Below are 20,407 nucleotides of genomic sequence, written 5' to 3'. Positions count from 1 at the left end.
ATGAATATGAGATATCTATATGTTTTATTATTGACGTTAACCGTCAACATATGCTGTGGCCAATCTACCCTCAAAACGGGAGAATCCGAAATAACGCCACCTACCTTTGAAATGATCTCTATCCCTACCTCGATCACAGACCCGAAGGAAAGAGCCGAATACCTAGTGAAACACTATTGGGATAAGTTCGACTTCAAGGATACGACCTATATCCACGAGCCTCAGGTAACAGAACAGGCATTGTCTAATTACATAGACCTGATGAACTACGTGTCATCCGAAACAATGTCATCTTCCATAAAAGCGATGATGAAAAAAGCGGAACAAGATAAGACTATGTTCCAGTATTTTTCCGATATGATGGAGAAATATTTATACGACCCCGATTCTCCCTTGAGGAATGAAGAAATGTATATTGCGGTTTTGGAGTATCTTACCGAATCCTCCTCTTTAAGCGATGTAGAAAAAATACGTCCCACTCTTTTATTAAAGCTCGTTTTAAAAAATAGAATCGGGACTCCCGCAGCCGATTTCACGTATACACTAGCGAACGGGCAAAGCAGGAATTTATACAGTATAAAAGCGGATTATCTATTATTATTTTTCTATAACCCCGATTGCCACGCTTGTCAAGAGACAACCCGACAAATGGAATCGTCTTTCCTGATCAATGATCTTTTGGAAAACAATAAACTAACAATTTTAGCCATCTATCCAGATGAAGACTTAGACGCATGGAAAGAGCATATCCCAGCCATACCCCAAAGCTGGATCAATTCATATGACAAAAATGTTTCGCTTAAAAACGACGAGATTTACGATTTAAATACAGTACCCACATTATATCTATTAAACAAAGAAAAGATAGTTTTACTGAAAGACGCAACTATTCAACATATTGAAAAATATCTATCACGACATTTATCACCAAAATCCATATAAATACCCTCAAGCCATCCCGGAACCCATCAAAAAACGTACCGGCTGAATAAAAGAAAAGGCAGAAGGGGATACGGTAAAGCAAGCAATAACTGTTAACTGCCCTTTAACGAGGTGGCCTTTTATTAAAATAATGCTAACAAAATAGCATTTTATGCCGCATAGCTATGCTATAAAACATATAATACTATATATTTGCACCGTGTTTTTCATGGTATTAGATTTAAGGTTAGCAATGAAGATTGGTCATCCGTGACGGATGGCCATTTTTTTTGATTAATCATATTTATTCGCGATAATCCCGAAAATAATATTACTTTTGCTTTTGTGTACAATTTTAAATTTTAGATCTGTGAGTACAAGAATAAAATTAAGGGTTCAAGGGTTAGCGAATAGTCAAATTCAGTCCGGAGCCTATGCACTAATTTTGGCAGAGGAAAATGGCCCTCGACGAATCCCAATCATCGTCGGAACCGCTGAAGCACAATCTATAGCGATCGCTCTGGAACATATCGTACCACCTCGCCCATTAACACACGATTTATTCGCCATCTTTGCGCAAGCGTTCAATGTCATTCTAAAAGAAGTATATATATATAAATTCGAAGATGGCGTATTTTACTCCGAGCTAGAATTCAGTGATGGAGAGCGCACGATAAAGCTGGACTCTCGCACTTCCGACGCTATAGCCATAGCACTCCGGGTACGTTGCGATATCTTCACCTCCGAAGAAATTGTAAAAGAATGCGGTGTCGTACTGGAAGACACACTGTCTATCCCCGCTGACGAACCGGATGAAGAGAATGACCTGCTGGAATTAGAACCGGAAGATATCAAAGACGAAGCCTTGTTAAAGAAATGGCTGAGCCTATTGGATACCCAAGAAATAAACGAGCGATTGGAAGACGCTATAGCGGACGAAAATTACGAATACGCAAAAATGTATAAAGACGAGTTACGCCGTCGAGAAGAAGAGGAGGACACCAACAAATGATCGGAGAACAAGGGGGATTCGGACTAATCTCATTTTTAAGAGGTCTGCTGGGTATCATCACGGTTTTAGGAATCGCATATGCGATGAGCTATGACCGTAAACGGATCGATTGGAAATTAGTAGGTGGAGGCTTGTTTATGCAAATAGTATTCGCCTTGGCCGTTTTGTACGTACCGTTCGTCGGAAGCCTACTGGAAGGATGTGGCAAGATCTTTGTCAAGCTAATGGACTTCACAGATGCCGGCCTTACCTTCCTACTAGGTCCATATGCCTCTAAAGCAGCCAGATTCAGCTTTTTGCTTCATTCACTGCCGATCGTCATATTTTTCTCAGCCTTGGTTTCCATGTTTTATCATTGGGGGATCATCCAGAAAGTAGTTGGAGCCTTTGCGTGGGTATTACGTAAATTCATGAATATATCCGGATCGGAAGGATTAGTGGCCGCCGGAAATATTTTTATGGGAATGACGGAATCGCCGGTGTTGATCAAGAACTATTTGCCGACAATGAATCGCTCGGAGATATTTCTAGTTATGGTGTCTGGTATGGGCACGATCGCCGGTTCTGTGATGGGTACTTACATCGGTATGCTGGGAGGAACAGACCCGGCGGCTAAAGTTTTATTTGCCACTCACTTGCTCTCGGCTTCCGTGATGGCCGTACCGGGTTCGATCGTTTTAGCGAAGATGCTTTGTCCGCAAACGGAAGAAGCCAAGGATCAGGCTGTTATCTCCGGTAAGGAAAAGGAAAACTCGAATATCCTAGATGCCATCTCATCCGGTACGGTCACCGGTGTAAAATTAATGACAAACATCGCCGCGATGTTATTGGTATTCATATCCCTTGTCGCATTGGCAAATTACATTACAGAGGGTATAATAGGGCGTTATACAGGGTTGAACGACTGGATCGTGAAGATTACGGAAGGCAAGGCCCAAGGCCTGACCTTTCAATTTATATTGGGCGTAATCACCTCTCCTTTCATGTGGTTGATAGGGGTTCCCAGCCAAGATATCATGCTGGTAGGTTCTTTATTAGGGCAAAAAACTATATTGAATGAATTTGTAGCTTACTTTCAGTTGCAACAATGGAAAGACGCTGGATTATTTATGTATGAGAAATCAATCTTGATGTCTACCTATATCCTTTGTGGCTTCGCTAATATCTCGTCTATCGGTATCTTACTAGGAGGATTGGGCGTATTGGCCCCCGAAAAACGAGGATTAATTTCACGTATCGGTGTACCAGCCATGATTGGTGGAGCTTTGGTATCCGTGTTGTCGGCTACTATAATTGGTATGATCCTCGGATAATATAGAGATTTGATAATTGAGAACTAATATGCAGATATTTTACACACCCGACATCGCAACAAATCCGGAGTTGCCGGAAGAAGAAGCGGGACATTGCATCCGGGTACTTCGCTTAGGCGAAGGTGACGAGATCGTATTGACGGATGGACTAGGTTCTTTTTATAAAGCGTCTATCAACCGGGCACACCCTAAGCACTGTGAGGTAACCATCCTGGAGAATTGGAAACAACCCGATCTTTGGAACTTCAAGCTTCATATAGCCGTAGCTCCTACCAAGAACATAGACCGGATGGAGTGGTTCATAGAAAAAGCGACAGAAATAGGCATCAACGCTATCACTTGTTTGAATTGCCGTTTTTCGGAGCGTAAAGAGGTCAAGCTGGCTCGGTTGGAGAAGATATTGGTCAGCGCCATGAAACAATCCCAGAAAGCGACCCTGCCGGTATTGGAAGGCATGACAGATTTCAAGAGATTTATAGCTACTCCTTTTGAAGGCCGTAAATTTATCGCCCATTGTGAAGAAGGCGAGAAACCATTGTTGAAACATATTTATCGGCCGGGAGAGAACGCCTTAATCCTCATTGGACCGGAAGGAGATTTCAGCCCTGAAGAAATCAAACAAGCCCAAGAGAAAGGTTTTGAGCCAATCTCTTTGGGAAAAAGCCGATTACGTACGGAAACGGCAGCGTTAGTCGCTTGCCATACGATTCACGTATTAAATCAAGACAATCCGGATAACAAATAAGAGAAAAAATGTCTTCGGATTTATTCATAAATAATTACTACATTTGTAATGATATTAACAAGTCTAATCTAATAAATTAAGTAACATGAAAAAGTTGTTCAAATCATTCTTGATTCTTTCAGCTATGGCTATAGCTGTCCCCTGTTTTGCGCAAAAACCGAACACATTGACAGATAAAGAGAAAAAAGAAGGTTGGGAATTATTATTCAACGGAAAAGATTTCTCCGGATGGCGTCAATGTAATGGTACCGCTATGCCAGCTAACTGGGTAATAGAGGACAATGCCATGAAAGTATTTACAGGTGAAGGTAAAAAGCCGGGCCAAGGAGCTAATGGAGATATCCTTTACCAAAATAAGAAATTCAAGAACTTTGAACTTTCCGTAGACTGGAAAGCCAGTAAGATGGGAAATTCCGGTATCTTCTATTATGTACGTGAAGTACCAGGTAAACCCATTTATTACGCCGCTCCCGAAGTGCAGGTACTAGATAACGTGGACGCGACCGACAACAAACTAGCGAATCACCTAGCAGGTTCTTTATACGATATGCTTCCCGCTGACCCGAAAACAGTTAATCCAGCCGGAGAGTGGAATACGATTGTAATCCGTGTAAAAGATGGAAAGGTAACTCATACTCAAAACGGGAAAAAAGTAGTAGAATATACTTTATGGAGCAAGGAGTGGGACGATTTGGTAGCCAACAGTAAATTCAAAGATTTCCCGGGATTTACTGAAGGGATCTCTAAAGAGGGTTATATCGGCCTACAAGATCATGGTTATCCGATCTGGTTCCGTAATATCAAGATTCGTGAACTAAAATAGTTTTCTCGATTCGCAAATATAGAAATGAAAAGCCCGGGACATTGATAAGTCACCGGGCCTTTTTATATCACGTCAAACAAGTAATCTAATTACTCCCACTCAATTGTCGCGTTGGGTTTCGGGGACATATCATAGCATACACGGTTCACGTTTTTCACTTCTTTCAAGATACGATCCGTGATCTTCATCAAGATAGGCCAATCAACCGGCTCGATCGTAGCGGTCATGGCATCTACCGTATTGACGGCACGGATAATCACGGGCCATTCGAAAGAACGGGCATTATCGCGCACGCCAACTGACTTAAAGTCGGGCACTACCGTAAAGTATTGCCATACCTTCTTATCCAATCCGGCGTTCTTGAACTCCTCACGTAAGATAGCATCCGACTCACGTACCGCTTCCAAACGGTCTCGAGTGATAGCTCCCAAGCAACGAACCCCTAAGCCCGGGCCCGGGAACGGCTGGCGATAAACCATATCGTAAGGTAATCCCAATTCTACTCCGCAAGCACGAACCTCGTCTTTGAATAATTGGCGCAAAGGCTCAACCAACGCAAATTGCAAGTCCTCGGGCAGACCACCTACATTATGATGGGATTTTACCATCTTAGCCGTCTTTGTACCACTCTCCACGATATCCGGATAAATCGTACCTTGCGCCAAGAAATCTATTCCATCTAATTTACGAGCTTCTTCCTCGAATACACGGATAAACTCACCTCCGATAATCTTGCGTTTTTGCTCCGGATCTTCCACGTTAGCCAATTTATTCAAGAAACGATCTGTAGCATCTACATATATCAAATTGGCATTCAATTGATTCTTGAAAACCTCTACGACATCCTCAGACTCTCCCTTACGCATCAAGCCGTGGTTCACGTGTACACAAACCAGTTTATCACCGATCGCTCTCAAAAGTAAAGCAGCTACCACAGAACTATCGACACCTCCAGATAGAGCCAACAGCACTTTCTTATCGCCTACCTGACGCTTTACCAACTCAACCTGGTCATTGACGAAATTCGTCATATTCCAGTTAGCCTCAGCTTTACAAGTATCGAACACGAAAGACTTAACCGCACTCTTGATCGCTTCGACATCATTTGTAAATTCCGGCAATTTAACCTCGCACAAAGCCTTATCATGCCCTGCGGCCATTACAGGGATCCCCATCTCATAAATACCCGGATTCACGTCGATAGCGACACCGTCAATGACATGATTAGGCCCTCCATTGATAATGATACCTTTCACATTGGGTAAGGCTTTGAATTCCTCAACCGTAATGTCATGTGGATAAATCTCACTATAAACGCCTAATGCACGAATAGCGCGAGCCAACACCGTATTCTCATGACTACCTAAATCCAAGATAACAATCAGATCTTGCTTCATGTGACTTTTTAATTTTATTGATTTTACATTTTGTTATACCTGAGACAAATATATGCTTTTTTTCGCATCCGAACAAAAAAAGTCCGGCATTACTTGAACACCGGACTTCTTGATTATTATAAGACAGCAATCATTCCCACTCGATGGTAGCAGGTGGCTTTGAACTGATATCGTACACGACTCGATTCACACCTTTCACTTTATTTATGATCTCATTGGATACCTTTGCGAGGAATTCATACGGAAGTTGCGCCCAATCAGCGGTCATAGCGTCCGTAGAAGTCACCGCACGTAAAGCCACCGTATTCTCATAGGTACGCTCATCACCCATTACACCCACAGACTGGATCGGGAGCAAGATCACTCCGGCTTGCCAGATCTTATCATAAAGCCCCCACTCACGCATCAATGTCATATAAATATCATCAGCGTCTTGCAGGATACGTACTTTCTCCGGCGTGATATCACCTAAGATACGGATACCCAACCCCGGTCCCGGGAACGGATGACGTTTGATTAAATGCGGTTGCATACCCAACTCTATCCCGACACGTCGAACCTCATCCTTGAACAGAAGACGAAGCGGCTCAACAAGTTTCAAGTTCATCGTATCCGGAAGACCTCCTACATTATGATGACTCTTGATAACCGTACCCGTAATAGAAAGAGACTCGATCACATCCGGATAAATCGTACCTTGACCCAGCCATTTGATATCTTTCAACTTACGCGCCTCTTCATCGAAAACATCGATAAATCCCTTACCGATAATCTTACGTTTCTTCTCCGGTTCCGTAATACCCGCCAGTTCTTTATAGAATCTATCTTTCGCATTTACACCGATAACATTCAATCCTAAATGTTCATAATCCCTCATTACGTTCTCGAACTCATTCTTGCGCAACAGACCATGATCTACGAAAATACAAGTCAAGTTCTTACCGATTGCCTTATTCAGCAATACGGCTGTAACTGAAGAATCCACACCTCCGGAAAGAGCTAAGATCACTTTATCGTTACCCAGCTGTTCTTTCAACTCCGCAACAGTAGACTCGATAAAAGAAGCCGGAGTCCAATCCTTGGCACATCCGCAAATGTTCAAGAAATTATCCAATAATCTCGTTCCATCTATCGAATGAAATACTTCCGGATGAAACTGAACACCCCAAGTCTTCTCGCCTTCCACATGGTAAGCGGCAGCCTTTACATCGTCCGTGCTGGCGATCACTTTGAAATTATCCGGCAACACGGTAATCGTATCCCCGTGAGACATCCATATCTGTGACCCCACATTGATACCTTTCAATAATTCATCCTCACCATCGATGTATGACAAATTAGCACGCCCATACTCGCGTGAATTAGCCGGTTCTACATTTCCTCCGGATGTGTAAGCTAGAAACTGTGCTCCATAACAAATACCTAAGACCGGATATTTTCCCCGTATCTCCCCCAAGTCTGCTTTAAAAGCATTCTCATCGTATACGGAATAAGGACTTCCTGAAAGGATTACACCTTTTACATCGGTAGCGTCATGCGGGAATTTGTTATAAGGAACGATCTCACAATACATATTCAACTCTCTGACCCTACGACCGATAAGCTGAGTTGTTTGCGAGCCGAAATCAAGAATAATAAGTTTCTCGTGCATGCAATTATAATTATTTAATTGAGTGGCGCAAAGGTAGTAATAAATTCGAGAGCATAAAACACACCGGATAAATATTCGTTCTAATTTTACGGTACTTAAGGCAAAATAACATCTCGAATAAAATAAATGATGAAAAATAAATTTTCGGAGTACTTCTAGTGACACACAATAAAAGTCGTGCACAAAAGGGAACTTATAAAAAAGAAAAAAGCGACAGTAATCATACTATCGCTTTCTAGAGGTTCCTGGCGGATTCGAACCGCCGTACATGGTTTTGCAGACCACTGACTAAGCCACTCATCCAAGGAACCGAATCAATCAAAAATAAAAGTAAATTCCAATTCTCAATTCCGAATTTTCAATTACCAAGAGGTTCCTGGCGGATTCGAACCGCCGTAAACGGTTTTGCAGACCGCTGACTAAGCCACTCATCCAAGGAACCATCACCTTAATACAAAACAACCTCTTTCGTTTTGCGAGTGCAAAGAAAGAGAATATTATTGGAATTACCAAACTTTTCCTTTCTTTTTTATTTTTCCTCTCGAATATTATAGAAGTAGAGAAAATGAACTTACCTTTGCCTATCAAATAGATAAATAATAAAAAAATGACTTATACAGAAACTGTAATACCGGGTGTATGGATCATTGAACCCAAAGTATTGAAAGATGCGCGCGGATACTTTATGGAAGCTTTTAAGCAAACGGAATTCGAGGAATATATTGGAAAAATCCAGTTCGTGCAAGACAACGAGTCTTGTTCCTCCAAAGGCGTATTACGAGGGTTACATTATCAACTTGCGCCCTACTCTCAATCCAAATTAGTCCGGGTAATCAAAGGACGGGTATTGGATGTAGCCGTAGACGTACGTGAAGGTTCACCCACTTTCGGGAAATATGTCGCCGTTGAGTTATCGGACGAGAATAAACGCCAGTTATTTATTCCGCAAGGATTCGCTCATGGATTCCATGTATTAAGCGATGAAGCCATTTTCACTTATAAGGTAGACAACCCATATACTCCGACTCACGAACGGGGAATCCGCTATGACGATCCAACGATTCATGTGGACTGGAGCATCGCCGATCCGGAATCAATCAACCTATCCGAGAAAGATACCAAAGCTCCATTGCTAAGAAACGCAGAGCTTAACTTCAAATACTAAACACTGTACAGATATGAAAACTTACCTAGTAACCGGTGCCGCCGGCTTTATCGGCGCCAATTTCGTCAAACATATGCTGGCGAAATACGATGATATAAAGATCGTTGTCTTAGACTTGCTGACCTATGCCGGCAATTTAGGAACTATCGCCGAGGATATCGATGATGTACGTTGCGAATTTGTGAAAGGCGATATTTGTGACCGTACCTTGGCAGACCAACTATTCGAGAAATATAACTTCGACTATGTAGTAAACTTCGCCGCAGAAAGTCACGTAGACCGAAGTATCGAAAATCCCCAGTTATTCTTGCAAACCAACATCCTTGGAACACAGAATCTATTAGATGCCGCACGGAAAGCATGGGTTACCGGCAAGGCTGAGACCGGTTATCCGATATGGCGCGAAGGCGTACGTTTCCATCAAGTCTCTACCGATGAGGTCTATGGAAGCCTCGGTGCTGAAGGTTATTTCCGCGAGGACACGCCCCTAGATCCCCGTAGCCCGTATAGCGCCTCTAAAACAAGCGCAGACTTGTTCGTAAAGGCCTATCACGAGACCTACAAGATGCCGGTATCCATCACCCGCTGCTCCAACAACTACGGTCCCTATCATTTCCCGGAAAAATTGATCCCTCTAATCATAAAGAATATATTAGAAGGAAAATCCTTACCCGTATACGGTGACGGGACAAATGTGCGCGACTGGTTGTATGTAGAAGACCATTGCAAGGCGATCGACGCCGTAATCCATCGCGGACGTGTGGGAGAGGTTTACAATGTAGGAGGCCATAACGAAAAGCAAAATATCGAGATCGTAAAACTCACGATCCGCACGATCCATCAATTAATGACCGAGCAACCGGAATACCGCCAAATATTAAAGAAAAAAGAGGTCGGTGTGGACGGGCAAATCTCTATCGACTGGATCAACGATAGCCTGATTACATTTGTAAAAGACCGCTTGGGCCATGACCAACGATATGCCATCGACCCCACGAAGATCACCAACGAATTAGGCTGGACACCAGAGACCAGTTTCGAGGTCGGCATCGTAAAAACCATCCGTTGGTATCTTGAGAACCAGAAATGGGTAGAGGATATCACTGGCGGAGATTATATGAGATATTACGAGCAAATGTATGGATCACGTTGATTCCTCAACATGAGTATGCATATGCGGATGAGCTTCAGAGAGGCTGTTCTCTAATTCGGGAGCGGCCTCTCTTATTTGTTTCCGGATCATTTCTCGTATCCCCTCTCTCACGTTCCTACGGGTACTATCCAGTTCCGCTTGCTTGGCTGGTTTCAAGAAATCCTTATACTTGCACTTCACGATCTTAAACTTGAAATCATCCAGATTTCCTTTTATATCAATGCCCAGTTTAAACGGTACAGGAGACTTCAATACCGATAGATGATAATCGAATGTCATATCCAAGTTATGTGTCCCTCCTACAGCCACTTTATACCGATCCATCTCTATCAGGAATGGGAATACCTCGATTTTATTCTCATGGATAGCAAAATCTACCGCTATGCTATCAATCATATTCCGTTTCTTATTCTTAAACATCAACGTTTTCGATATCTCAGTAAATGTCTCGCCATCCAGCAACACCATATTCTTTCCACTCAGGTAACATGAGGCATTTACGGAAGGAAGTAACACAGACATCGCAGAATCGGTCTTGCAAGTAGCCGTCATCTGACAATCAACCACACCCTCAAACGAACGAAGCATAGGGACTAACGTATCGATATCCGGGAACAGACTGATCAGCCGTTCCACTAAAATATCATCTAAAGATAGTTCAAACCCCATGGTCGCCTCTTGATCTGTCTTAGCTGTATAAACCATTGTCAAATCCCCGGAACCTATATTTGAGTTCATATATAAATCACTCAGGTTGACGCTTTGGTCTCGGACAACAACCTCGCCCTTTACATCTTCCAATTCCAAATCTTTGAAATAAATCTTCTTGGCATCCGTATGAAGAGTCAGATCCAAGAATTTCGGAACGACAAACAGTTGAGAGATCGAATCCGTAGCAACACTATCCTCGGAACTCGTCAATAAATGATCTGTCTCCAGTGCGGCAATACTGTCTTCCGAGAAAGCTCCGATCGAATTAGACGCCAGTTGATCGGAAAACTGCAAACCTCTACCAATAGCCCGCATCAACTGATTACAATCGATCAACTTTGAATCCAACTCGAAATTGGCTTTCAACGTTCCTCCTCGCAGCATAGCTCGCCGGATACCGCTAAGCTCTCCACTCAAAGTCAGGTCACTCTTACCTAGATGCAAGCGAGCCCCACTCAATGTTATATTGTTTGTATTGAATTTCATGCTAGTCCCATCAATACGCATAGGTATGGGGAATAATCGGCTAAACCCTCGTAATTGCTTAAATTTCACTTGCCCCCGAGCCTCCCACTGACGCAAGGTACTATTAGAGGAAGCCGTCACCGAATCCACTCGATGCCGTGGCCTATTAGCTCTCCAAGTCGCCAACGTACGCCTTTGCACCGTATCTCCAGTAGCGAAACGACGTTCCAATTGTTGGCGAATCGCCTGTCGATAAGGCAACGCTTCCAAAGAAAACCGGCTTTCCGTCAGAACCATTCCTGTCCGTAAAGGGATAAAGATATATTTTAAGGTATCCACCGAGATCGTAGCTCCCGCCATAGGAATCCGTTTATCCGTAGAAGAAGCCTTGATTCCCCCTTTCAATACAGTCTTACCAGCTACCATCCATGTAGAATCCGGCAACTTAGTACGTAAATGATCAAATTCCAATCCCGCGGTCATAGGTATAACGGCTGTCGTGTCAATAACCGGTGTCGTGTTGGCTACCATCTTTAATCCACCGATATTCGTACTGATCTCATCCTTATACCTCATATTCAAGGTATCGATAGATAGATTAGCGCTCAACAATCCTTTTACATCCAAATATTTACTTTCGTTCTCAGTAGAACCTACGAACAAACTTGCTCCGGCGATATACATATCCACACCCAACGGCTTGCTAAATGCCTTGAAACGATCTATAGTTAAATTTCCAGACGATTTGACCTTAGCGAAGCGACTATTCACCACATCGTCTACCTTAAATGCCGTAGATAAGTCAGCCATCATGGTACCTTCTAGCAATAACGTATCCGGGTTCAAGAACTCCTTGGCCAAACGGGTAAAATCAACTTTCCCTTGCATCTCTGCCCGGATCGCCGGATTCCTCCAGATATCTTTTACTTCTCCACTCATAGTCAAGGAGGTATTCAACCCGATCAAGGTTAGTTCTTCCAAAGAGACAAAGGATGAGTCCGGGTAAGCGCCATTTAAATGTAAATCCATATCCATACGCAAGGTATCGATCCCCTGTTCAACACCTTTTATATGATAAGAGCCGTCCTCCACCTTACAACATAAGTTTACGGTCGGGACAATACTGTCCCCTAACTCTCCCCGGATATCTCCTTCCAAAAGGATACGTCCCTCTGCGAGCATCTTATCCCGATCCTTGAAATACTCATCCGGAATAAAACTTAAGAGATCGTTCATATCGGAGACCTTCAAACCGAAAGCCATATCAATCTGTGACGGGCTACTCTCTGTTGCCGGCACCAGAAAACCATCTGCCGTAAAAGGTAAGTTATTTACTAGTAACTCCGCGTCCCGCAATCCGAACCGTCGCATCCCATCGGCCAGCAACAAGCGTCCCTTGAATCGTAAAGCCAAATTATTCGCCAAAGAATAAGACGGGCTACGGAATACGATCGAGGAAGATCCCGTCTCCACATCCAACTTATTACCTCGTCGAGTCAAAAGGCCATCGATATGTAAGAAGAAACCATCGATCGCCGTATATAAATCCTGCTGACGGTCATCATAGACAAAATGCCCTCTCGTAATATGTACCTGACGTAAATCTATTTTAGGTAATGGAGAAGACGATGACTCATTTACCGAATCCATCTCGCTTTGATAAATCTCCCAGTTAGCCTTCCCCTCCTCATTCACATAACCATAGAAACGGATACTATCCATGATAACCCGCGGTATCGTCAGTTTCCCGGTAAACAAATAATCCGTGGGATTAAATACGACAATCGCTTTCTTAAACGACAACAAAGAATCCGAAGGAATCGATAAATCCTCCTGATGAGCGACAGAATCTTCCGCTTGATACGAGATCAAGCTGCCATTTGTCAACTTTACCCCCAAATAAGGATACGTCTCGAAATAAGTCAATTCCATCCGCTCACACTCCAAGCGTGCCTCGATGAATTCATTCGCTTTTTCTACAACCAACGGTGTCAGCTTTTCCGGAGGCAAAATCGCCCATTTCAGTATACCTACCCCGATCAAAGGAAGTATGAAAAGGAGTCCGACCACCACAGACACTATAACCAGCAATATCTTTCTTATTCGTACCATACCCATTCCTTAATCTTATCACAAACAACATCCATTAAATTGTATAAGCAAAAATACGAAATACTATCTCAAAGACAATGCTTATATCATAAAAAAAGGCCTCTCAACTAAGAGAGACCTTTTTTCTACAATTTATTTATCTTTCTACATCTTATTTATCCAACATCTCATATTTTGAATGTTGGCTTTTAAATTCGGGAACAATTTCCTTCATCCGCTTAACAATCCGCATATCCCCCTCTACAGCACAAGCCTGTACTAAAGTATCAATCTGCCTATTGACATCAGCATAGTCATACGCCCGGACTTGAGCAATCTTGATCTTCGGATGAAAAGTAGGTTTAGTAGTCTCCTCCTCGTTAAGAACTTCCTCATACAGTTTTTCCCCATCACGTAACCCCGTGAACCGGATTTCAATTCCCTTCACTCCACTCAGACGGATCATACGCTCGGCCAGATCCACGATCCGCACAGGTTTCCCCATATCAAACACGAAGATCTCACCTCCATTCCCCATCGTACCAGCCTCCAACACCAGCTTGCAGGCCTCCGGTATCAGCATGAAGAAACGAATGATATCCTTATGGGTAACCGTCACCGGACCTCCACGTTTGATCTGTTCCTTGAACAACGGGATCACGGAACCGTTCGATCCCAGCACATTCCCGAAACGAGTCGTCACGAATTGCGTACGACCACTCACCTTCCCATCCTTGATGGCCTTGTCCAAGCTCTGCACATATATCTCGCAAATACGTTTCGAGCAGCCCATCACGTTCGTTGGATTCACGGCTTTGTCTGTCGATACCATCACAAATTTCCTCGTACCATATTTCACAGCCAAGTCTGCGATCACCCGGGTACCGTCCACGTTGTTGCGAACACTCTCCTCCGGGTTATCCTCCATCATCGGTACATGCTTGTAAGCCGCCGCATGGAACACGTAATCCGGACGATGCTCTCTGAACAGCTCCTCCATACGTTCCCGAACACAAATATCGCTCACCACCGTATAGGATTTTATATCCGGCCACTGACAAGACATCATCAAGCGAACATCATGCAAGGGAGTCTCAGCCTGATCGATCAAGACCATACGCTCCGGATCAAACTGGGCGACCTGCCGTACGATCTCACTCCCGATACTTCCGGCAGCCCCTGTTATCATGATTCGTTTTCCGGTAAGCTGTTCCCTCACCGCTCCCAAGTCTATATCTATCTTATCACGAGGCAACAAATCCTCTATATTCACCTCCCTCAGTTGCGAGTAGTTTAAATCACTTTTTCCATCCCACTCTTGGGCTGTAGGAATCATATATATCTTTATATCTGCCTTGATCAGCCGATCTACCATATCCGGATTATTCCGGATTGCCTCAACCTTCAATGGAGATACCAGCAAGACATTAGCATGTTGCCTCCTCATCACACTAATCAAGTCCTCGTTATTCGGGTAGACCTTGACTCCCATCAAATACCGATTCCCTATCTTAACCTGGTCCGAGATAAAACCCGCCAGCACAAACCGGGCTGGATCTTGATTCTGAATACTCTTTGCCAAACTAACCCCACCTTGCTTCACACCATAGATAAAGGCACGCTCTGCTTTAGCCACCCGAAAGGTACTCACATAAAAGAATTTAACGAATACACGTATCATCCACATCAAACTCATCGCCAACAATGCGGAGAGGATCAGATCCCGTTTACGGATATACATCAAATAAGGAGAGAAATCAGTCAGTGCCTGAAACACCACCACGCAAATCAAACCAAACAGGACAGCGAATCCCACCTTTTGCAAATCCACGAAAGAGGAATAACGGATGATCCCTGAATAAGTGTGGAACAGGCGAAACCCTACTAAATAAGGAATCAGGCATACCAATAGCGTAACCAACAAATGTCCTAAAATATCCAAGGTTGATAAGACCCCATTATTCAAGGTATACACCAATAAACCGGAAAACAAGATCAAGCAGCAATCCAGCAAGATAATACCCCAATAGGGTAAGGATTTCTTGGAAAAGTACCAGGTAGATAGTTGAGAAAAAGGGTTCATGATAACTATAGTATACTCTTCTTTATACAATCCACGATATAAGCCACATCCTCATCCGTCACATACGGACCAGCAGGCAGGCACAACCCAACCTTGAAGATAGCCTCGCTCACTCCGTTTACATACGCCGGAGCATCTTTGTATACAGGTTGCTTATGCATCGGTTTCCATACGGGACGAGCCTCCACGCCCGCTCGATCCAAGGCCATACGCATAGCCTCCACATTATCATTTGGCTGACAGTCCGTTGTAGCCGTCCCCGCAGCGTGAATCACACCGGCGGCACCACCTACGGCACCTGTTATCACTTGCTGGTAGGCATTTTCCTGCCCCCTCACTCTCAAATGTTCATCCAACGTGATCGTACTTAACCAAAAGTTACTGTCATAATCACCCCCTTCCGGTTGCCGGTGCACCGTGATACCCTTCACATCCGCAAGCAAGTCCTCATAGAGAGCTTGCACATGCTTATGATGAGCGATGTGATCATTGGCCACCGTCATCTGCCCCCGACCAATACCCGCACAAATATTACTCATCCGGTAATTATATCCGATCTCCTCATGCTGATAATAAGGATAACTCTCCCGCGCTTGCGTAGCATACCACATCACCCGCTGCCATTGCTCTGCGTCCGGACAAATCAGAGCGCCACCACCCGAGGTAGTGATCATCTTATTTCCATTAAACGACAATACGCCATAACGTCCGAAGGTACCCAATACCTGTGCCTTGTATTTAGAACCAAAGCCCTCCGCTGCATCCTCTATCACCGAAATATCATACCGGTTAGCCACCTCCATAATTCGGTCGCAGTCATACGGCATACCATAAAGTGCCACTGGAACTATCGCTTTAGGTTTCTTACCCGTTTTACAAATACGGTCTTTTATAGCCTCCTCCAATAATTCTGGATCCATGTTCCATGTATACGGCTCACTATCCACAAATACCGGGATCGCCCCTAAATAAGTGATCGGATGCGAAGAAGCACAAAACGTAAAACTTTGCACCAATACTTCATCCCCCGGCTTCACGTCACAGGCGAGCAACGCCAGATGCACCGCAGCAGTACCCGCACTAAGAGCCACGACACGCTTATCCTCACCCACGAAAGTCTCCAAATCCTTCTCGAATCCATTCACGTTCGGGCCTAAAGGCACGACCCAGTTCGTATCAAAGGCTTCTTTGATATACATTTGTTCCATACCAGTCTCACTCATGTGAGCCAAGCACAAATAAATATGTTTGTTCATGATTTTGATAGATAATTAGAGTTTCATTTATACATGGAACTCTCCTACTTTCAGGCAAAAGTTTTAATCACACTAAAAACTTTAGTTTTACTATTTTACACCTTTACTTTTTAATATCCTCACAATATCATCATAAGATTTCATTGAGCCAATCTCTTCAGGTTCCAATGAAACATCAAAAATTTCTTCTAATTCCGCAACCAAATTCAGTTGCCCCATTGAATCCCATGCCGCACAATTTGCCCGAGAACAGCTTTCATCAACTATGTCTAATTCAAAAATATCTTTCAAAACATCCAACACTTTCGTTTCCATAACTATACTACATTTTATTTCACTATGATATGATAATACTTTTTTACTGAAAAATCCATCGATAATAAATCCAACACATACTCTTTATTCCCGTATTCATCTTCCACGACACAAGTAAATCCCATCCTATCATAAAAGTCCTTAACTTGCATATTTTTAGTTGTAGGTATGTATTGAGCTTTCAATTCAGCCATCCCTTCAGAGGCCAATATTTTAAATAACGTTTTGGCAAAGGCGGTCTCTATCCCTTTTCCCAAAATACGGCAACTTAACAAAAATGTATCTATTTTATTGCCATTAACCATCGCACATCCTGTAATACCACTATTACCAAATTTATCAGCGACACTAATACACCAAATTTTCCACCCATTTGTCATAAAGTTCCGTATATCAGCATCCGTATAACGCTTTGTAGTAAGATTAAATTGATTTGTCTTCTGGGTCATTTGGGCAATACGTTGAATATTAAATTCATTAGCAGCCTCTATTATGATCTGAATGTCTAAACTCTCCAAAAACTCATCAAAATCCGTAAAACTTTTTTGCGATTTTAAGCGACTAGCCGCAGCCTTATACTGTTCTGTTTTCTGGCGATCTTCTTCAGTTATACTATAAACCTTAAAATAATCATTTACTAATTGTTTGAAGAACTCAAGTAGCATATAAGGATGCTCTGGGAAATCTGGCACACTCACCATCGGTAACATCTGTTTTACTAATTCCCGTTCTGTCGGATTATCGTCAACAAACACTATACTATCCAGTCCAATATTCAATTCTTCCGCTAACTCTTTAATATTTGTTGCCTTATTTGTCCAGTTGATGCGATAAGCACTAAAATCATCTTTCTTCAATACTATAAACGGATTTTTATCCCAAACATCCCAAACATCTTGTTCATTATTTTTAGAACAAATCGCCAAGATCACACCTATCTTCGTCAACTGCCGCAAAGCTTCTTGCCAATACAAAAAAGCCTTACCAGGATAATCTCCACCTATTTGGATTCCGTCAATACCTTCCTCTCCTAACACTCCTCCCCAAAGGGTATTATCCAAATCAAGGACAAGGCATTTTTTCCGCTTCAATGCAATACTATCCAATTTATGGTTCCACCATGCCTGAAAAGGTTTACTTAGCTTGGGATTCATTCCCATTTGAGAAATAAGATAAAACTTCCAGTCCATTAACTCTGAGATTGGATACTGACAAGTAAAATCACTCAAATCAACAACCTTCAAATTTGCATATAAACGTTCAGCCTCAAAAAGAGTAGCATTATAATCAGACACAGCTTTAGCCAACAGGAAATCATCATCCGTAAATGGAGTATCATAAAAGACCTCCATCGTCAAAGCCACAAGCATCTTATCAGAAACTATTTGTTGAAGTACGAAACTGAATTTTTGGATATACCCCTTAATTTCCTCAGCCAAAACCTGTCGTTCATACTTTATAGGCACCTGATACCACCACACATAATACTCAAAGTCCGTTGGAATCACACTGATGTCATCATAACCTGAAAAGACATATTCCTTTGAGAAAAAACGCTCTACTGTATTATTTCTAAAAACGTACCTCATGGTTAAAAAGTTATTTCAGCAGGTTCTTCAACAAGCTCTATTAAACCAATATTCTTATTATATAAGAAAGCCACTTTAGAATTATGAATAGCTATAGCTTCCACGGGCTTAGACACCACTATGTATTTCATCTTACGTAAATTTGCTACTGCGTCCTCGATATCACTCACCACATAGCAAGTATGATAAGGTGAAACTCCATTTTTCTCCAAGTTTTTACACACAGGCGATACCTCATCAACCGGCGCTAAAAGTTCCACTGTTGGCATATTTTCTTTTATCAACCAACAAATACTCACATTCTGAACAGGGTCAAAAATCGTTGCAGATCGTTTATACCCTGCATTCACATAAATAGTAGCTGTAAGATCTATTGACCTAACAGCCAACCCTATGTGATGAAAAGTCATTGAGTTTAGCATGATATTATTTAGTTACATAAATACTCTTGCGGGATTTCCCAAATAAGTTTTCCCATCCTTACCGTTTCTCATCATCACAGACCCCGGAGTTATATTAACATTATTACCTATTTTCTTATATTGAAGAACTGTAGATTTAACCCCAAACAAATTACAATCACCAACAATAACTCCCCCTGAAATATTCACTGAAGGCATAATTATATTATAATTTCCAATTTTACTATCATGTCCCAATTGCGTAAAAACATTAAGTAAATTAAAGTTCCCCAACGCAGTATTGCAGCTTAAAACAGATTTATTACATATAATGTTACCTTTTCCTAATTGAATACTTGACTTATCCAAAAAATCAACACTCGGAGCAATAATATTAGGAAATGTAATCTTAGAATTTGTGATTTTCTCCACTGCACACTTCAAAATATTAGGAGACCCTATTGCTACGGCTATATCCAAAGATGTACTCCATGCATTCAATTCGAGATTACCCCCAAGAACTTTTCCATATTTATTACTAACTCCTCTTAGCTCCTCATTGTCATCAAAGAAGCCTATAAAATTCCATCTAGCCTCTCGAAAACTTTCGTTTATCAATTTAATTAAGCAAGCAATTTCACATCCAAAACCACCAGCACCATATACCGCTATATCTCTCATACTATCATATCAGTTAATTATTTCCAGAAAAAGGATCCCTTGTCGCCCACTCTCCATCCACTTGATTAATATCTTCCCTGTATAAAGTTTTTTTTATAGTTTTTAATATGATTATAATATCTATAAGCAAAGAACAATGATCTACATACCAAACATCTAGTTCAAACTTTTTTGCCCAAGAAATATTATTTCTTCCATTAATCTGTGCCCAGCCCGTTATCCCCGGTCGTACCTCATGTCGGCGAGCCTGTTCCTTATTATATAAAGGAAGATACTGTACCAATAACGGCCTCGGGCCGATCAAGGCCATATCCCCTTTCAATACATTTATCAATTGGGGCAATTCGTCAATAGAAGTGGAACGGACAAACTTGCCTACTTTTGTTAGTCGGTCAGCGTCAGGTAACAAAATCCCATCAGCCCCCCGCTCATCCGTCATTGTCTTGAACTTGATCACCTTGAATATCTTGCCATCCTTGCCCGGACGTTCCTGAAAAAAGAAAGCCCCAGCACCCTTATTGGCAAAACGAAGCCATACAGTAATCAGTAAAAGTATCGGCCATAGGATAGCCAATGCAAGAAAAGAGAGAGTGAAATCAATCAATCTCTTAAAGAAGTTTTTATACATAAGTAAA

Annotated in this window: 17 protein-coding genes and 2 tRNA genes; 7 read left to right on the top strand and 12 right to left on the bottom strand. The window is 42.3% G+C overall.

What is annotated here, in order from left to right; translation table 11 throughout:
* From Q0110_RS14685 to Q0110_RS14665, 5 genes are all read left to right on the top strand, one after another.
* Positions 1–942 (top strand): DUF5106 domain-containing protein, encoded by a 942-nt coding sequence (locus tag Q0110_RS14685; RefSeq protein ID WP_366139683.1) that lies wholly within the window; start codon positions 1–3, stop codon positions 940–942.
* Between the two features lie 349 nt (positions 943–1,291).
* A complete protein-coding gene (locus Q0110_RS14680) occupies positions 1,292–1,933 on the top strand; it encodes a bifunctional nuclease family protein (RefSeq protein ID WP_297907950.1) in 642 nt (213 codons plus the stop codon).
* Positions 1,930–3,246, top strand: coding sequence for a nucleoside transporter C-terminal domain-containing protein (locus Q0110_RS14675; RefSeq protein WP_297907947.1), 1,317 nt, complete (start codon positions 1,930–1,932; stop codon positions 3,244–3,246). The genes Q0110_RS14680 and Q0110_RS14675 overlap by 4 nt, the downstream gene beginning before the upstream one ends.
* Before the next feature lie 28 nt (positions 3,247–3,274).
* Entirely contained in the window at positions 3,275–3,991 is a 717-nt protein-coding gene (locus Q0110_RS14670) for a 16S rRNA (uracil(1498)-N(3))-methyltransferase (protein ID WP_297907943.1), read from the top strand.
* Positions 3,992–4,076: 85 nt separating this feature from the next.
* Positions 4,077–4,814: a DUF1080 domain-containing protein gene (locus Q0110_RS14665; protein ID WP_297907940.1), complete on the top strand. Its 738-nt coding sequence runs from the start codon at positions 4,077–4,079 to the stop codon at positions 4,812–4,814.
* Positions 4,815–4,903: 89 nt separating this feature from the next.
* On the opposite strand, the gene guaA (Q0110_RS14660) is transcribed toward Q0110_RS14665, so the two are convergent.
* The 4 genes from guaA (Q0110_RS14660) to Q0110_RS14645 form a co-directional block, all read right to left on the bottom strand.
* A complete protein-coding gene (guaA, locus tag Q0110_RS14660) occupies positions 4,904–6,211 on the bottom strand; it encodes a glutamine-hydrolyzing GMP synthase (protein ID WP_297907937.1) in 1,308 nt (435 codons plus the stop codon).
* A 130-nt stretch (positions 6,212–6,341) separates the two neighbouring features.
* Entirely contained in the window at positions 6,342–7,862 is a 1,521-nt protein-coding gene (guaA, locus tag Q0110_RS14655; protein WP_297907934.1) for a glutamine-hydrolyzing GMP synthase, read from the bottom strand.
* A gap of 239 nt (positions 7,863–8,101) precedes the next feature.
* Positions 8,102–8,173 (bottom strand) — tRNA-Cys (locus Q0110_RS14650).
* A gap of 59 nt (positions 8,174–8,232) precedes the next feature.
* Positions 8,233–8,304, bottom strand: a tRNA-Cys gene (locus Q0110_RS14645).
* A 165-nt stretch (positions 8,305–8,469) separates the two neighbouring features.
* Here Q0110_RS14645 and rfbC point away from each other — a divergent pair.
* Together rfbC and rfbB are read left to right on the top strand one after the other, a co-directional pair.
* Complete coding sequence (gene rfbC, locus Q0110_RS14640; RefSeq protein WP_297907931.1) at positions 8,470–9,027, top strand: dTDP-4-dehydrorhamnose 3,5-epimerase; 558 nt, start codon at positions 8,470–8,472, stop codon at positions 9,025–9,027.
* 13 nt (positions 9,028–9,040) lie between these two features.
* Positions 9,041–10,180 carry a dTDP-glucose 4,6-dehydratase gene (rfbB, locus tag Q0110_RS14635; RefSeq protein ID WP_297907928.1) on the top strand — a complete coding sequence of 380 codons (1,140 nt, stop codon included), beginning with the start codon at positions 9,041–9,043 and terminating at the stop codon, positions 10,178–10,180.
* Here the strand turns inward: rfbB and Q0110_RS14630 are convergent.
* From Q0110_RS14630 to Q0110_RS14595, 8 genes are all read right to left on the bottom strand, one after another.
* On the bottom strand, positions 10,172–13,474 hold the full coding sequence (locus Q0110_RS14630; protein WP_297907924.1) for an AsmA-like C-terminal region-containing protein: 3,303 nt from the start codon (positions 13,472–13,474) through the stop codon (positions 10,172–10,174). The two genes, rfbB and Q0110_RS14630, sit on opposite strands and share 9 nt — an antisense overlap.
* Positions 13,475–13,619: 145 nt before the next feature.
* A complete protein-coding gene (locus tag Q0110_RS14625; protein ID WP_297907921.1) occupies positions 13,620–15,530 on the bottom strand; it encodes a nucleoside-diphosphate sugar epimerase/dehydratase in 1,911 nt (636 codons plus the stop codon).
* A gap of 5 nt (positions 15,531–15,535) precedes the next feature.
* Positions 15,536–16,786 (bottom strand): aminotransferase class I/II-fold pyridoxal phosphate-dependent enzyme, encoded by a 1,251-nt coding sequence (locus Q0110_RS14620; RefSeq protein WP_297907918.1) that lies wholly within the window; start codon positions 16,784–16,786, stop codon positions 15,536–15,538.
* A gap of 90 nt (positions 16,787–16,876) precedes the next feature.
* The gene (locus tag Q0110_RS14615; protein ID WP_297907915.1) at positions 16,877–17,101 is read right to left on the bottom strand and encodes an acyl carrier protein; all 225 of its coding nucleotides are present in this window, start codon (positions 17,099–17,101) and stop codon (positions 16,877–16,879) included.
* A gap of 14 nt (positions 17,102–17,115) precedes the next feature.
* A complete protein-coding gene (locus tag Q0110_RS14610) occupies positions 17,116–18,690 on the bottom strand; it encodes an HAD-IIIC family phosphatase (protein ID WP_297907912.1) in 1,575 nt (524 codons plus the stop codon).
* 2 nt (positions 18,691–18,692) lie between these two features.
* Positions 18,693–19,112 carry a VOC family protein gene (locus tag Q0110_RS14605; RefSeq protein ID WP_297907909.1) on the bottom strand — a complete coding sequence of 140 codons (420 nt, stop codon included), beginning with the start codon at positions 19,110–19,112 and terminating at the stop codon, positions 18,693–18,695.
* A gap of 12 nt (positions 19,113–19,124) precedes the next feature.
* The gene (locus tag Q0110_RS14600; RefSeq protein ID WP_297907907.1) at positions 19,125–19,772 is read right to left on the bottom strand and encodes an acetyltransferase; all 648 of its coding nucleotides are present in this window, start codon (positions 19,770–19,772) and stop codon (positions 19,125–19,127) included.
* 13 nt (positions 19,773–19,785) lie between these two features.
* On the bottom strand, positions 19,786–20,400 hold the full coding sequence (locus Q0110_RS14595; RefSeq protein ID WP_297907903.1) for a sugar transferase: 615 nt from the start codon (positions 20,398–20,400) through the stop codon (positions 19,786–19,788).
* Between the last annotated feature and the right edge of the window lie 7 nt (positions 20,401–20,407).

Source organism: uncultured Parabacteroides sp. (genome assembly GCF_947855115.1).
Classification (GTDB): domain Bacteria; phylum Bacteroidota; class Bacteroidia; order Bacteroidales; family Tannerellaceae; genus Parabacteroides.
Note: the sequence above shows the minus strand (reverse complement) of the source record. Positions and strands in the feature narration are given on the sequence as shown.

Bases quoted from the DNA above. Each gene is read 5' to 3' on its own strand.
- Q0110_RS14685 (WP_366139683.1), top strand. From the start codon at position 1: ATGAATATGAGATATCTATATGTTTTATTATTGACGTTAACCGTCAAC.
- Q0110_RS14665 (WP_297907940.1), top strand. From the start codon at position 4,077: ATGAAAAAGTTGTTCAAATCATTCTTGATTCTTTCAGCTATGGCTATA.
- Q0110_RS14600 (WP_297907907.1), bottom strand. From the start codon at position 19,772: ATGAGAGATATAGCGGTATATGGTGCTGGTGGTTTTGGATGTGAAATT.
- Q0110_RS14610 (WP_297907912.1), bottom strand. From the start codon at position 18,690: ATGAGGTACGTTTTTAGAAATAATACAGTAGAGCGTTTTTTCTCAAAG.
- Q0110_RS14625 (WP_297907921.1), bottom strand. From the start codon at position 15,530: ATGAACCCTTTTTCTCAACTATCTACCTGGTACTTTTCCAAGAAATCC.
- rfbB (WP_297907928.1), top strand. From the start codon at position 9,041: ATGAAAACTTACCTAGTAACCGGTGCCGCCGGCTTTATCGGCGCCAAT.
- Q0110_RS14675 (WP_297907947.1), top strand. From the start codon at position 1,930: ATGATCGGAGAACAAGGGGGATTCGGACTAATCTCATTTTTAAGAGGT.
- guaA (WP_297907937.1), bottom strand. From the start codon at position 6,211: ATGAAGCAAGATCTGATTGTTATCTTGGATTTAGGTAGTCATGAGAAT.
- rfbC (WP_297907931.1), top strand. From the start codon at position 8,470: ATGACTTATACAGAAACTGTAATACCGGGTGTATGGATCATTGAACCC.
- Q0110_RS14630 (WP_297907924.1), bottom strand. From the start codon at position 13,474: ATGGGTATGGTACGAATAAGAAAGATATTGCTGGTTATAGTGTCTGTG.
- Q0110_RS14620 (WP_297907918.1), bottom strand. From the start codon at position 16,786: ATGAACAAACATATTTATTTGTGCTTGGCTCACATGAGTGAGACTGGT.
- Q0110_RS14615 (WP_297907915.1), bottom strand. From the start codon at position 17,101: ATGGAAACGAAAGTGTTGGATGTTTTGAAAGATATTTTTGAATTAGAC.
- Q0110_RS14595 (WP_297907903.1), bottom strand. From the start codon at position 20,400: ATGTATAAAAACTTCTTTAAGAGATTGATTGATTTCACTCTCTCTTTT.
- Q0110_RS14605 (WP_297907909.1), bottom strand. From the start codon at position 19,112: ATGCTAAACTCAATGACTTTTCATCACATAGGGTTGGCTGTTAGGTCA.
- guaA (WP_297907934.1), bottom strand. From the start codon at position 7,862: ATGCACGAGAAACTTATTATTCTTGATTTCGGCTCGCAAACAACTCAG.
- Q0110_RS14670 (WP_297907943.1), top strand. From the start codon at position 3,275: ATGCAGATATTTTACACACCCGACATCGCAACAAATCCGGAGTTGCCG.